At 45.0% G+C, this 13,727-nt stretch carries 15 protein-coding genes; 13 read left to right on the top strand and 2 right to left on the bottom strand.

The features are described from left to right. From ACLTD4_RS16840 to ACLTD4_RS16805, 8 genes are all read left to right on the top strand, one after another. Positions 1–406 (top strand): sensor histidine kinase (locus ACLTD4_RS16840; protein ID WP_412331431.1); only part of this gene is annotated, 406 nt, incomplete at its 5' end. A 267-nt stretch (positions 407–673) separates the two neighbouring features. Continuing rightward, entirely contained in the window at positions 674–1,570 is an 897-nt protein-coding gene (locus tag ACLTD4_RS16835; protein WP_055655240.1) for an ABC transporter permease, read from the top strand. Positions 1,571–1,588: 18 nt separating this feature from the next. Beyond that, positions 1,589–2,461 carry a carbohydrate ABC transporter permease gene (locus ACLTD4_RS16830; protein ID WP_412331430.1) on the top strand — a complete coding sequence of 291 codons (873 nt, stop codon included), beginning with the start codon at positions 1,589–1,591 and terminating at the stop codon, positions 2,459–2,461. A 57-nt stretch (positions 2,462–2,518) separates the two neighbouring features. Further along, positions 2,519–4,108: an extracellular solute-binding protein gene (locus ACLTD4_RS16825; RefSeq protein WP_117634057.1), complete on the top strand. Its 1,590-nt coding sequence runs from the start codon at positions 2,519–2,521 to the stop codon at positions 4,106–4,108. Between the two features lie 137 nt (positions 4,109–4,245). Continuing rightward, the gene (locus tag ACLTD4_RS16820) at positions 4,246–5,067 is read left to right on the top strand and encodes a sugar phosphate isomerase/epimerase family protein (protein ID WP_025529343.1); all 822 of its coding nucleotides are present in this window, start codon (positions 4,246–4,248) and stop codon (positions 5,065–5,067) included. Between the two features lie 20 nt (positions 5,068–5,087). After that, positions 5,088–6,005 carry an aldo/keto reductase gene (locus tag ACLTD4_RS16815; protein ID WP_055655234.1) on the top strand — a complete coding sequence of 306 codons (918 nt, stop codon included), beginning with the start codon at positions 5,088–5,090 and terminating at the stop codon, positions 6,003–6,005. A gap of 27 nt (positions 6,006–6,032) precedes the next feature. Then, the gene (locus ACLTD4_RS16810; protein WP_117622304.1) at positions 6,033–6,683 is read left to right on the top strand and encodes a ThuA domain-containing protein; all 651 of its coding nucleotides are present in this window, start codon (positions 6,033–6,035) and stop codon (positions 6,681–6,683) included. After that, positions 6,684–8,375, top strand: a complete 1,692-nt coding sequence (locus tag ACLTD4_RS16805; protein WP_117622303.1) for a family 43 glycosylhydrolase — start codon at positions 6,684–6,686, stop codon at positions 8,373–8,375. Between the two features lie 128 nt (positions 8,376–8,503). Here ACLTD4_RS16805 and ACLTD4_RS16800 read toward each other — a convergent pair whose 3' ends face one another. After that, positions 8,504–9,085, bottom strand: a complete 582-nt coding sequence (locus ACLTD4_RS16800; protein WP_117622302.1) for a DUF305 domain-containing protein — start codon at positions 9,083–9,085, stop codon at positions 8,504–8,506. A 234-nt stretch (positions 9,086–9,319) separates the two neighbouring features. Between ACLTD4_RS16800 and ACLTD4_RS16795 the strand changes: the two genes are divergently transcribed. The 5 genes from ACLTD4_RS16795 (at position 9,320) to ACLTD4_RS16775 (ending at position 12,303) form a co-directional block, all read left to right on the top strand. After that, positions 9,320–9,814: a helix-turn-helix domain-containing protein gene (locus ACLTD4_RS16795; RefSeq protein WP_243008266.1), complete on the top strand. Its 495-nt coding sequence runs from the start codon at positions 9,320–9,322 to the stop codon at positions 9,812–9,814. Next, on the top strand, positions 9,736–10,077 hold the full coding sequence (locus ACLTD4_RS16790) for a GyrI-like domain-containing protein (protein ID WP_320995608.1): 342 nt from the start codon (positions 9,736–9,738) through the stop codon (positions 10,075–10,077). Before ACLTD4_RS16795 ends, ACLTD4_RS16790 begins: the two co-directional genes overlap by 79 nt. A 95-nt stretch (positions 10,078–10,172) precedes the next feature. Next, on the top strand, positions 10,173–10,664 hold the full coding sequence (locus ACLTD4_RS16785) for a pyridoxamine 5'-phosphate oxidase family protein (RefSeq protein WP_117622301.1): 492 nt from the start codon (positions 10,173–10,175) through the stop codon (positions 10,662–10,664). Between the two features lie 715 nt (positions 10,665–11,379). Then, positions 11,380–11,514, top strand: a complete 135-nt coding sequence (locus ACLTD4_RS16780) for a hypothetical protein (RefSeq protein WP_270467231.1) — start codon at positions 11,380–11,382, stop codon at positions 11,512–11,514. 123 nt (positions 11,515–11,637) lie between these two features. Then, positions 11,638–12,303 carry a hypothetical protein gene (locus ACLTD4_RS16775; RefSeq protein ID WP_117622300.1) on the top strand — a complete coding sequence of 222 codons (666 nt, stop codon included), beginning with the start codon at positions 11,638–11,640 and terminating at the stop codon, positions 12,301–12,303. A gap of 42 nt (positions 12,304–12,345) precedes the next feature. Here the strand turns inward: ACLTD4_RS16775 and ACLTD4_RS16770 are convergent, their stop codons facing one another. After that, positions 12,346–13,710, bottom strand: a complete 1,365-nt coding sequence (locus tag ACLTD4_RS16770; RefSeq protein ID WP_117622299.1) for an FAD-binding oxidoreductase — start codon at positions 13,708–13,710, stop codon at positions 12,346–12,348. Positions 13,711–13,727: the final 17 nt, after the last annotated feature.

The following is a 13,727-nucleotide window of genomic DNA, read 5'->3' as shown; positions in this document are numbered from 1 at the left end:
GGCCTATGTTTATCTGCAGAAGCTTAAGTGCGGAGATGAGTTGAATGTTGTTGTGGATATTGACGATGAATTACTGAACTGTGTTACAGTAAAACTGATTTTGCAGCCGCTTCTGGAAAATGCCATCCTCCATGGAAGAAAAGAAGATGGGAGTGTATTAAATATTACCATCTACTCTCTTTATGATGATACTTATTACGATCTGGTGGTGGAAGATGACGGAAATGGTATGACCCAGGAGCGGATCAGCCTGGTGAAGGATGGAAGTGTCGGAGGAAAGAATGGCAGCTATGGACTTAAGAATGTGATGGACAGAATCGATATCTGTACAGGAGGAGAAGGAGAGGTGACAATAGAAAGTGAGATAGATAAATTTACCAAAATAGTAGTAAAACAGAAAAGGTAACAGAAAAAGTGCGGACAACAGATTGCGGGTGCCGCACTTTTTTTATGATCCTTTCACAAAACAATTTCAAATATCAACATTCCAATAACGGGCTGAGAAAACCTAATTGATTTGTGCATAAATCTATTTCAAATAATAACAAACATTGAAGGATAATGCAAAATAACCAAAAAAGTAATGATAAATCAAATTAATTAGTTTATTTATACAATAAACGAGATCTGATATACTGACATCATCAAGGGACGGGAAAGGAGAAACAAGAACATGTGGAAGTATATAAAGAAGCATAAATATTTATACTTGCTGCTGATGCCATGTATCGTATATTTTATAATATTTAATTATGTACCGATGTATGGATTAATTATTTCCTTTAAAGATTTTAAATTTTCCAAGGGAATCATGGGAAGTCCATGGTGCGGCCTGGATAATTTTAAGTATTTATTTGGCCTCAGTGAGTTTTACAGGGTATTTGCTAATTCCCTTATACTGAGCATTGAAAAACTGCTGATCAGTTTTCCAATCCCGATTTTACTTGCAGTTCTGTTGAATGAAATACCTTTTACAAGATATAAAAAGACGGCGCAGACCATGATTTACCTGCCTTACTTTATTTCCTGGGTGGTAATCGGAGGCATCCTGGTAAATCTTCTGTCTCCTTCCTGGGGGATCGTCAACGATGTTATTAAAAAGTTTGGTGGAGAGCCGATTTTCTTTTTAGGCAATGATAAGTATTTCAGAGGCATTGCAATCGCATCCCATATCTGGAAACAGGCCGGTTGGGATACCATTATCTATCTGGCTGCCATCATAGGTGTGAATCCCGATTTATACGAGGCGGCTAAAATAGATGGGGCCGGAAGAATTGCAAGAATCTGGCATGTCACATTACCGTGTATCAGACCTACTATTATTATCCTGCTTTTACTGGCAATCGGCGGAATTATGAATAATGGATTTGAACAGATCTATGTTCTTCAAAACGGAAGCAATCTGGCGGTATCGGAGGTGTTTGAGACTTATACTTATAAGATGGGTGTTGTAAACGGAAGATATTCCTTTGCTTCATCAGTCAGCCTGTTCAATTCCGTAATAGGGTTTACACTTCTCACATTTGCCAACAGGATTGCAAAAGCAATGGGAGAAGAAGGGATCTTTTAGAAGGGAGGCGTATAAAGAATGAAGAAGAGACTGACAGCAATGGACTACGTCAGCATGATCGTGGTAGGAATTTTTGCTTTAATTTGTGTTATGCCGTTCGTTTATGTGTTTTGCGTATCCTTTATGCCATACTCGGAATATATTGAAAATCCTTTGAAAATTATACCGTCTCGGATAGATTTGACGGCCTATAAGCAAATGCTGGGATATGAGTTGATTCGTTCCGGATATCTGGTCACGGTTTTTATCACAATAGCAGGAACGGCCCTTAGTATATTTCTGCTGATTATTTCCGCGTACCCGTTGTCTAAGAAAGATTTAAAAGGACACAGGTTTTTCATGGGAATGGTATTATTTACGATGTTTTTCAACGGCGGCATGATTTCCAACTATATTCTGATCAGAGGGATCAAGCTTCAGAATACCGTTTGGTCACTGATTATTCCGGGCTGTATCAGTGCGTTCAACCTGATTCTGATGAAAAATTTTATTTTACAGTCAATTCCGGATGCACTGGAAGAGGCGGCAAGAATCGATGGAGCCAATGATCTGCAGGTTCTGTTCCGGATTGTAACGCCGCTGTTAAAACCGGCTATTGCAACTATGATTGTGTTTTGTGCCGTCAATTACTGGAACAACTACTTCTCGGCAATGCTGTATGTGTCTGATCGGGATTTATGGCCGCTGACGCTGGTATTAAGAGAACTGGTAGTGGAGGACACCTCGGCAGTATCATCGGTGACCCAGATGCTTACTTCGGCGAACCGTTCACATCCGTTTACCTTAAAGATGGCGGCGATCATCATCACAGTACTGCCGATCCTGATTGTCTATCCTTTTATGCAGAAATATTTTGTAAAAGGTGTATCGCTGGGTTCTGTAAAAGAATAAGTATGCAGCCGCATAAGAGGTGCGGAGCAGATATAAGGAAGAAGGAGGAAGAAAGGGATGTTAAAAAGAAAAGTAGAAAGTATTTTACTGTGCAGCGCATTGGTCGCCTCCATGCTTGCTGGATGCGGGTCAAATGCAGCAACACAAACATCGGAAGCGGGGGAGAACAAAACGACTGCGGAAGCTGCTAATGATGGCAGGGAGGTTGTGGAGGTAACTGCGGTATTGCAGCTTAATCCGGAAATTTCGCTGGAAAATAATCCGATTCTTCAGAAAATTGAAGAGGATACCGGCGTCAGGCTGATTATAGAAGCGCCGCCGCTCAATAACTTTTGGGATCGTGTGAAAATCCTTGTGGGAACCGGCGATATGCCTGATTTCTTTGCCTATGGCGCAGACACGTATGCAACGCAGTGGGCGGAGGAAGGGCTGCTGGCGGATGTGACGGATTTGATAAAAGATTACCCGAATCTTTCAACTAATATCTCAAAAGAGCAGTATGGAGACACGAAGCTGCTTGGAGATGACAGAATCTTTGGGGTTCCCAGACCGAACTCTTATGACAAAGCAGGTTTCCTGATTAACAAAAAGTGGCTTAAAGCGGTGGGAATGGACGCCCCCAGGACTGTAGAAGAGTTTGTAGAAGTCTGCCGCGCATTTACGACACAGGATCCCGATGGAAACGGCAAAGCTGATACGTATGGAGTCAGCTTCGGAGCGCAGCAGAACAGTATGGATTCCGGTATCTGGCATATGAATAATGATTTCCTGTCGACCGCCTACAACATTGCAGCGTGGCATCATGGAATGCCGGATGCGGATGGCAGTTTTAAATTGAGACCGCTGAAATCTGAGTATTACGATTACGTTACACTGCTGAGAGATATGTATGCAGAAGGCATTGTAGACAGAGAATTTATTACGCATAAATCGGAGGAACATACGGAAGCGTTTGCACAGGGAAGAGTTGGAATTGTCGGAACATCTGGAAAAAATTATACAACCACGGTATTGGAGAGATACGGCCTGAACATTGATGATTATGAGTACTGTGCACCACTTGCACTGGATGATTCTCATGATCCGGTCTACGTGATGCCTCCCTCCAACTGGATGGCATACTTTATTAACGCAGATTCCGAGCATATTGACGCAGTGTTAAAAGTACTGGACTGGGCGAACTCGGAAGAAGGATTTGTCGCCATGCAGCTGGGACTGCAGGGAATACACTATAACAGCTATGATATTGAAACGAGGACGATTGACAGAACAGAGGAACAGACAAAAGCCGTTAATAAAGTGACCAGCAATATGTTTGCATTTGCCAATGCATATCAGAATCAGGAGGCACTGATGGGAGGTTCGACTCCGGAGATCATTGAAAAATGGCAGAAGGAGACAGAGGCGGCAGACCAGGTGACGACAGAGTGCTACACGCCTTTTGTAAAAGTGGTGGATAAGATTGCAATTGAGTTCCCGGATGACGTGCAGGGGTTGAACAGCCTGGAGGTGCGTTATGTGACAGGGGAAGTACAGTTAGATGAACTGAAAAACTTCATTGACACCGATTATCAGCCCAAAACAGCTGAGATCGCACAGGAATTTGCAGACTTTATGGCAGAGAATCCGGTGAGATTTGAAAAATAAAAGTAACGATTCAGTCAGGGGAGATCTTCTTGTTACACTTTGCCGGACAAGGAGCCTCACCAACAGATACAAATAAAATTGTTAATAACTGTTGCGCCACTGGTGTGCAGTTCAAAAACCATAAGGAGGATTAAAAAATGAGTGAGAGGTTTAAATTTGGTATTGTCGTTGATGTTGTGCCGCTTAAGGATGTACCTGGGGGATATGAGTACTTTGAGGTCCCGGCATCAATACATGGAGATCCGATTCTCTGTGACGCGGATTGGGAGGTCTGGAGAGACCAGTATATTGCAGACGGCAGACCGTGTATGACAACCAGCCATTTATTAGGGCCAGGCATGTTATGGCAGGGCGGAAGCGGAAAATACTATGACCGGGAGCTGATTGCCTTCTCTCTGGAGCGGGAGTTTAAGCGTATGAGTCAGCTGGGCGTTAAGTATATCGGATGCTGGGGCGGCCACTTCAGATGTCAGGAAGGTTTTGACAGAACAACGGCAATTGATCAGGCTCTGAGTACCATTAATATGGCTGCGGATTTTGCAGCAAAATACGATATGCAGATTGCACTTGAGCCGCAGGCAGAACCGGATACTCTGTTTCCAAGATATTTAGAAGGGGTTGCATTTGCAAAAATGACCGGCCGCAGCAATGTTAAAGTTATGGCAGATTTAAACTATTTTCTGGAACTGGGACAGCCGCTGGAAGATATTCTTAAATATCCGGAGTACTGCTTAAATGTACATATTCAGGGAGACGGCGGTGCGCAGCCCAACGTAGGAGACCGGAGAGATATTCTGAAACATCTGTTTGAAGTTTTGAAGGAAGCGGGGTATGATAAGGGTGTATCCGTAGCCTGTCCCTGGGTTATTACAAATGGTGCGTCTGAAATCGACTATGCATATGAGACGGAAAAGACACTGAAATTTGTCCAGGAGATCAGAGACGAAGTATACAAATAAACAGATGGAGCAGAAACAGTATGAAAAAAGTAAATATGGGAGGCGGCAGCAATGCTGCCTCCGCAATTATTATGGGCTGCATGAGAATTGCAGAAAAAAGTCCGCAGGAAGTCTGCACACTGATTGAAAAGTCTGCGGAGCTTGGTATTGATACCTTTGATCATGCAGATATTTACGGCGGCGGTGCATCCGAAGAGATATTTGCCGATGCGCTTACGCGCAGCAGCATAAAAAGGGAAGACATTATTTTACAGTCAAAATGTGGTATCCGGTCCGGATATTATGATCTATCAAAAGATCACATCATCGAGTCTGCTGAAGGCATTTTGAAGAGACTTCATACGGATTATCTGGATGTTCTCCTGCTGCACAGACCGGATACGTTAATGGAACCTGAGGAGATCGCTGAGGCCTTTGATCATCTGTATGAGTCAGGAAAAGTTCGCAGTTTTGGCGTGAGCAATATGAATTCCATGCAGATTGCGTATCTTCAGAGTATTCTGCATCAGAGACTGGTTGCAAATCAGCTCCAGTTCAGTGCCGCCCATACAGGAATTGTTGATCAGGGAATCAATGTCAATATGCACAATGATACAGGTATTGACAGGGATGGCAGTATATTGGAATACTGTCGAATGAATCGTATAACAATTCAGACGTGGTCCTCCCTTCAGTATGGATTTTTTGAGGGTACATTCCTGGAAAATGAAAAATATCCTGAGTTAAATAAAGCACTAAAGGAATTTGCGGATAAGCGGGATATTTCAATGAGTGCGGCCGCCATTGCATGGATCTTAAGACATCCTGCAAATATGCAGGCGGTTGTGGGAACGACAAATATTGTCAGACTGGAAGAAATCGCAAAAGCGGCGGAGGTCAGTATGAGCAGGCCGGAGTGGTATGAGATATACCGTGCGGCAGGAAATATGCTCCCGTAGTCTTCCGTAATCAGGAGGAGATATAATATGGACAGAAGGTTTAAGGTAGCGGTATTGGTGGAGTGTCATCCGTATGATATTGTGAATTTTCAAAAAATGCTGTGGTCCTTTGAAGACTGTGACTGTTATGTACAACCGTTTGACTTATTTATTCAGGACGCGGAAAACAGAGACAGCTACGATACGGTTCTTTACTACAGTATGAGTCTCCCATTACCGGAAGAGGGAAGCGACAGGTATCGATACATGGTGCAGGAATTGGGAAATACAAAACAGGGGATTATCCTGATGCATCATGCGCTTTTATCATTCCCCAGATGGGATATTTATACTGAAGTTTCAGGAGTGAAAGTGCGCTGTGAGGAGCAGTTTCAGTTTCACCAGAATGAGAGGGTAGACCAATATATTGTGGATAAGGGGCACTCGGTTATGAACGGTATTGATAAGTTTACTCTGATTGATGAAACCTATGAAATCGGAGAACCGGAAGAGCCGGGAAATACAATTTTAATTGAGACGGATAACCCATCCGGCATGCATAAGATTGCCTGGACAAGGCGGTACAAAAACAGCAGAGTGTTCTGTTACGCCTCAGGCCACGATAACAATGTCTATGGGAATGAAAATTTCCGGCGAATCATGCATCAGGCGATTCACTGGACCGCAGGAGAGTATTAAATGGCTGCCAGGATAAATGAAAAACAGCATACGTTCTGCAATCCCATCAATATCAGCTACAGATATCAAGAGGGATATTATGGAAGAGAGGCGGCAGATCCTTCTGTGGTCCTGTTTCGTGGGGAATACTATTTGTTTGCTTCTCATTGTGAAGGGTACTGGTTTTCAACAGACCTGTACGAATGGAACTTTGTCTCAATAGACCCGGAGATTATGCCGGAAATAGAGAAATTTGCGCCGACCGCGTATGAATACCGGGATACGCTTTATCTCGTACATTCTGAAAATGGTTCTATATTCAAATCGTCAGATCCAAAGTCAGGACGCTGGGATTATGTGGGGAGACCGCTGGATCTGGCAGATCCGATGGTATTTGTGGATGATGATCAACGCATTTACTGTTATTATGGCTGCAGCGATAAGCTTCCATTGTATGTGGCAGAATTGGACGGGGAAAATAATATGGCGTTGACAGGGACGCCGAAACCGTGTATTTATTCCAATCCGGAAGAGCACGGCTTTGAAGTTCCCGGTGACAGCAACACGAGGTACGAGGGGGAATGCTGGCTGGAAGGCGCCTGGGCAGTAAAGAATGAGGGAAAATACTATTTGCAGTATGCGGTGCCGGGGACTGAGTACAGAACCTATGCGGATGGCTGTTATGTGGCGGATTCTCCCATGGGTCCCTTTGTTTATTGTGAAAACAGTCCGGTTTCCTGTAAGGCGACGGGCTATGTTACCGGAGCCGGTCATGGTTCCCTGATTCGGGATTTAAAGGGGAACTGGTGGAAGTTCGGTACAGTCAGCATTAGTGTAAACCATCGGTTTGAAAGGCGAATTGTGATGACGCCTGCCCGCTTTAATGCTTACGGCGAACTGGAATGTAATATGAGCTGTGCGGATTATCCTATGTTTCTGCCGAATGAGAGTGAACGGCCTTTTGAAAGCCCGGGCCCTGGGTGGAATCTGCTTTCCTTTGGCTGCAGGACGGAATGTTCTTCTTTTATTCCAGGCCATGAAAGTGCAAATGCAGTAGATGAAAATATAAGAAGCTGGTGGAGTGCTGAGAGTGGCAGCAGAGGAGAATATTTGATACTTGACTTGGGAAGCGTTTGTACAGTAAATGGAATTGCAGTAAATTTTGCCGACGAACAGGCTGAAAATACCGGGCGGAGGGAAGGCAGTATCAACTACAGTTATCTCCTGGAGTACTCCATGGACGGCAGCTGTTTTAAAGTGCTGGCAGACTGCAGCAAACATGGGCGCTGCGGCAAATTTGCAACCGATACTTCTCATGATTATTACGAGGTCTGTGAAGGAGCTGCAATACGGTACCTGCGTCTTACCAACATGGGAAATGTACCTGCCGGAGGAAAATTTGCGGTCAGCGGCCTGCGGGTATTCGGGACAGCTCCGGGAAGAAAACCGGCGGAGGTGACTAATGCAGAAGTCACCAGAGATATAGCTGACAGGAGGAAGGTACATCTGCGCTGGGATCCGGTTGAAGGTGCGGATGGCTACGAAATATTTTATGGAATTCATGCCGACAGTCTGAATATTACCTGCAAAGTTTTTAAAACAAATGAAATAACGTTATGCAATCTGAACACAGGTAACACGTATTTCTTTGTAATCACAGCATTTAATACCTGTGGATCAAGTGAGGCCGGGAGGATTTACAGTATTCTGTAAGTGCTAAAATCGCTGATTGATATCATACCATTTTGGACCTCCTTTCCTGAAAATAAAAGCAGAAATGCAGTCGATACACCCCGGTTCTATTGATGGCAACCGGGGTATTGCTGCATTTGCTGTTCCTGTCAGCACGGTCTGTCACATTTCTCAATACATTTAAGCAGACACTCCATTTCCCGAATCCCATTCTGCTGCGACACGATAATCGACTGAATAATCGGCTTCAGCTCCTGGCAGATTGGAAACTGCAGGGCATTCCGTGACATTTGGATGGCGCCTCTGTGATGGGGGATCATTTCACGAATAAAATTTGCATTGATATCATTTGTGTAACATGCATTTCTCATATCATCAAACATAGTCTGTGTAATCTGCTTATAGTGACAAAGGAAAAGTTCGATTTTCTGCGGCGGGTTGCAGAACATCTGACAGCGGTTTCGGATTGCCTCCATATTCTCAATACTCTTAGTCTGTTCTTCAATGATATTTAACGCAATTTCCTGCAGCGGTACCAGGGTGGTAAACTGCAGGAGATTACAGGACATCTCGATTGCGGCCTTGTGGTGGGGAATCATCTGAACAATAAAATTATAGGAAATACTGTTGCTCAGTTGGGCACTGTTCATCTGCTGTATCATTTGGTCCAGTATGTTGTTAAAGCAGGTTAAGTATTTGTCTGTTACGATGCTTAGCTGTTCTTTCATCATTATTTACGCCTCCAGTTCTATATAGGGTATGCAGAGGGGGAGGCGGTTGATATAGAATCAGATGCATATTCTGATTGCAAACGTACGTTCGATGTAGTATGATGGTAAAAACAGCGTAATATCCAGATGTCCTCAAGAATGGAGTATGCCGGAAGGAACACCGAATAGAAAAAGGGCAGACACGGTCACGCATCTGTCTGAAAATTATGGTATAGTGAGAAGTGAGGTGCTGCTATGCATGCGTGGGAATCCATACAAAAGACTTTAAACTATATTGAGGAACATATTGGCGAGGAAATCCAGATCGAGGAGTTGGCGGATCTTGCCGGACTGTCACTGTTTTATTATCAGAGGCTGTTTGCGCGGCTGGTGAAGAAGCCGGTGCGGGAATACGTAAAACTGCGGCGTTTGGCCCGGGCATGCGAGTCTCTGAGAAACAAAGAAAACAGCATCCTAAACGTTGCGGTGGAATACGGCTTCGGCGGTCGTGAGACTTTCACACGGGCATTCAAGGACACCTATGGCATCACACCGGCGCAATACCGGGACAAGCCCGTAGGCCTGATGAATTATGACAAGCCTGATCTATCCCTGAATTACAGGATGGTAGACGAAGGGGTGCCTTTAATCGGCGAAGGGTTAGTGTTGGAATATATATACCCGGCGGTCGGGTACTCGGTGTCTCTTATCACGGCGATGCGCCGGATGGGTATTCGACTTATTTCATAGGGGTAGAACCGTGTGAAGAGGATTCCCGTTTTGTAAGCTGGCAGCTGCCTGCGAGAGAATATGTCATCTGTTCATTTGAGGCTGATAATCCCAAACAGCTGATGGCATCCATGGGAAAGATGATGAAATTTACCAGGAGCTGGCTGAAAAGCCATGGGTTGATTGCTGACGGCTTTTTCCCGGAGATGTATGATCATCATACGCCTGAAATGGCATATATGGAGATGTGGATTCCGTTCAGAGCGCGGAATGGCAGTGAATGAATCATGGCTAAAACTGTGAATGATTTTAATAAAGATGATGAGTTGCCGGTTTTGTGAGTTTCACGGACGATAAATTTAACAGGAGGAGTTAAACAATGAGCAGATATGAAGAGGGAATAAAATTAATAGAAGAGAGCTGCGGCAATGGAAAAGATAATGTTATTGCGCTTTCGACCGTAGTAATGGAACCAAATGCTGACGGAATGCCCAGTTCCTGTGTTCGTGATGTGGATGCTTATTATGAAGATGGAGTGTTCTATATTACGACATGGGCGAAGTCAAATAAAATGCTTCAGATCGCTCAGAACAAAGAGACCGCATTTGCTGTTTGCTTCGAGGGGATTTACGGACATGGGATTGGTGAAAATCTTGGCTGGGTGCTGGATCCGAAGAATGCGGAACTGAGAGTGAAACTTCGCCGGGCATTTGCCGACTGGTACGATCAGGCAAACGACGAAAAAGACGAGAGCTGTGTTATTCTGGCGATCCGCATTACTCGTGCCAGAATCATGAGAGACCACGGCGCGGTGCGTTATAATTTGGATTTCGTGAATAAGACAGAGGAGGAAGACAGGATAATCGGATAAGCAATATATGGATAATGCGATAGCATCAGGCGGACCTTGATTCTATTGTATTATCCATATTCCCATCAGCCTATCATTCCCAAATGACGTTTAAAAACCAACATCCTAAGTTCCAGTTTCCTATCTATAACTAATCATGGAATACAGATTTATCACAATCATCGCAGCCGCAAAGATAAGAAATATTCCGTTGACAGCCCTAACGGCCCTGGAAGAGGTTTTCTTAATAAAACAGATCAGAAAAACGATCCACGCGATATATGCAATAAAAATGATTCCGCGGTTACGAATGAACAGCGACAAAAGAAAAAGCAGATTTATAACAGTCATTGATTTCTCCGAGCTCAAAGCAGTTTTAATCTTATCGTTCATAGAGGTACCTCCCTGTATATTTGCCAATAGTATCGTGTTTTTCCTTTTTATTAAATTATTTTGTATTTTATTTCATTCTACGTTCTCAAAACAATTCTGTCAAATGCTGATATTCCGTTTCAGGGTTTTATCAAGTTTTATAGAATCAATAAAAATCTGCCGTCGCGTCAGGAACTGTTTGCAGAATATGTGATTCAGTTACTGCCTTCGGATAAGGTGTGTAAGAGATTAGAAGTCGGATCGGGCAGAACCGCCAGGGTCTACAGGCTGCTTGCAGAGAAAGGCCATCACATGACGTGTATGGATCCAGAATTACAGATTGACAGCAGCAGAGAGGACTACGATGAGAAAAAACAGGAAGCAGGATGTATGGGAGTGGTATGGATATCTGGCCGATATCGGCCGGGAGCGCACGAAACTAAAGTTCAAGAAGCTATATCAGCTTGCAGGCGTTGCAGTGATTCAATCATTGGCATAGGCGTCTGGAGGAATGGTTTGACATACCGATAGGCATATACTAGAATTAATTTATGAAGCAGCATGTACCCGATTGCGGCATAAATGTTTGCTGACAGACCGCTGCCGACAGGAGGATACCGCCATGAATCAATCACTTTGGATCTTTGTTATCGTAGTATCGGCCATTTCACTGATAGGCTCAGCACTTGTTGTAATCCATTTCTACAGACTTGTCAAGAGCCGGGAAGATCCTACAGGGATGCCACAGGAAGAAAAGAGTACCGGAAAGAAATGGGGAGTTTTTCTTCTGTGGAGTTTGTTTTACTGCGCCATCGGGGTGGTGATTATGGTTCAGTATGAGCATGGTATGGCAGACCGGGATTTGGGAGATATCCTTTTTGTCCTGGTACCTGTTGTATTTATGGTAATCGGATCAGCCATGGGGCGTAAGGCTGCTAAGAGACGCAGATTCGCCACCGCCGTGACCACTGCCATCGTGGTGGACAAAGAACCGCGGGGCAGCAGCCAGGACAGAACGTACGCCCCCGTATATGAGTTTTACGCAGAGGGGGCTAAGCACAGAATTACATCGGAATCCAGCACCAACAGCAGCTTTGGGAGCGGCTTTCTTTCCGTCTCCGTTGGAGAGGAGGTAGAGCTTCACTATATTCCCGGGCGTCCGGATAAGATTTATGTGCCAAAAGAACAGAGAGGGACCTGGTTTTTCGTATGGATCTTCCGGTTTATCGGAGTTGGCTTCCCTGTCATTGCATTGGCAGGACCATTCCTGAGGAGCTGGCTGAAGTGACAATACCGGCCGCAACTGCTTTGAAACTTCATTGGCGGCCGCTTATTCCGGCAGTTGCCCCGGCGGATGGTCAGCCCGGATGCTTTGAGGGAAGCGGAAGAGATTGCACGGATCATACCGTTTCTTGATTTCAATTAACCGCTCTTTATTCTCTCCATAGTAAGCGTCCATGTAGTGATCTGTACATAGATACGGGAAATTAATATACGAACCTGTGGTTAAGGAACGTAAATATGGAAAGCGTGCCGCCATCCATGCCTGATTCTCCGGTTCGAAGAAGCAGTCTTCCCATACCGTTTCGATTCCGATGATAAAGTCGGAATTTCTGTAGTAGAATGCGGTTTCGCAGGGATTTACAGCTCTGACTTTGCCGCCCATGGCGTAGAGTGCCACGGAAGCATAGGAGGCCCCCCGCGCTCTGGTCTTGATGAGGCTGAGGAGCGATATAATCTGGCTGTCTGAAAAGTCCGCATACGCAAAACGTCCTGCAAACCGAAACGTTTCAGAAGCCGGGTAAATCGAAGCGTCAATTTCGGTGGCTTCCCAAAAAGTAACATAGCGAAACGAAACCTGTGCACCCTGGATATCGAGAAATGGCTGAACCGCGGCCTCCGCTTCGTCCGGTGTTCCGTAGAAGAAGCCACGCAGGAATATGCCCATCCCGTCCCGTGCAGAATTAAAAATGCGGCTGTTGGGAGTGAAACGAATCTCGCCGCCTGTGGTCCATGCCTGCCATGTCTGAAAAAATCGGAGTGCGGTTAAATCGTCGATCCGGGAATATTCTATGTCCACATAGGTGACATGAGAGACTACAGGTGTAAGGCGGTAACTCAGTGATGTCACGACGCCGAAGTTCCCGCCTCCCCCGCCCCGCAGAGCCCAGAAAAGGTCGGGATGAGACTCTTCACTGGCAGTAATCAGCCTGCCGGAGGCATCGATGAGTTCTGCTTCCACAAGGCTGTCACAGGCCAGTCCATACATTCTGGAGGAATGTCCCCAGCCGCCTCCCTGAGTCAGGCCGACTGCATTTACGGTAGGGCAAGTACCGCTGGGAAATGGATAGCCGTATTGTTTCAAGAAATGGTAAAGTTCTCTGTTGGAGACACCGCCGCCGATTTTGAGCGTTCCGGTGCTGTCAAGCTGAATCCCTTTTAAAGGACTGGTATCAACCGTCATCTTACCATTACCGATGCAGTATCCTTCATAATTATGTCCGCCGGATCTCACTCGGATTTCCTGCTTCTGGCTGGCGCCATAACAAACTGCCTGTGCCGCCTCATTATCATTCCTGCAATAGACGATGGAGGAGGGACATTTTTGTATGGAACGGTTAAAGATCTGCCTCGCCGATTCGTAGGATGGACAGTACGGCAGAATAATTCTGCTGCATAGATCTGGATTCATCATAGTATCCTTTTGCCGGC

It is taken from the genome of Hungatella sp. (assembly GCF_046966825.1).
The sequence above is the reverse complement of the archived record's forward strand: the minus strand, read 5'-3'. Positions and strand labels throughout refer to the sequence as shown.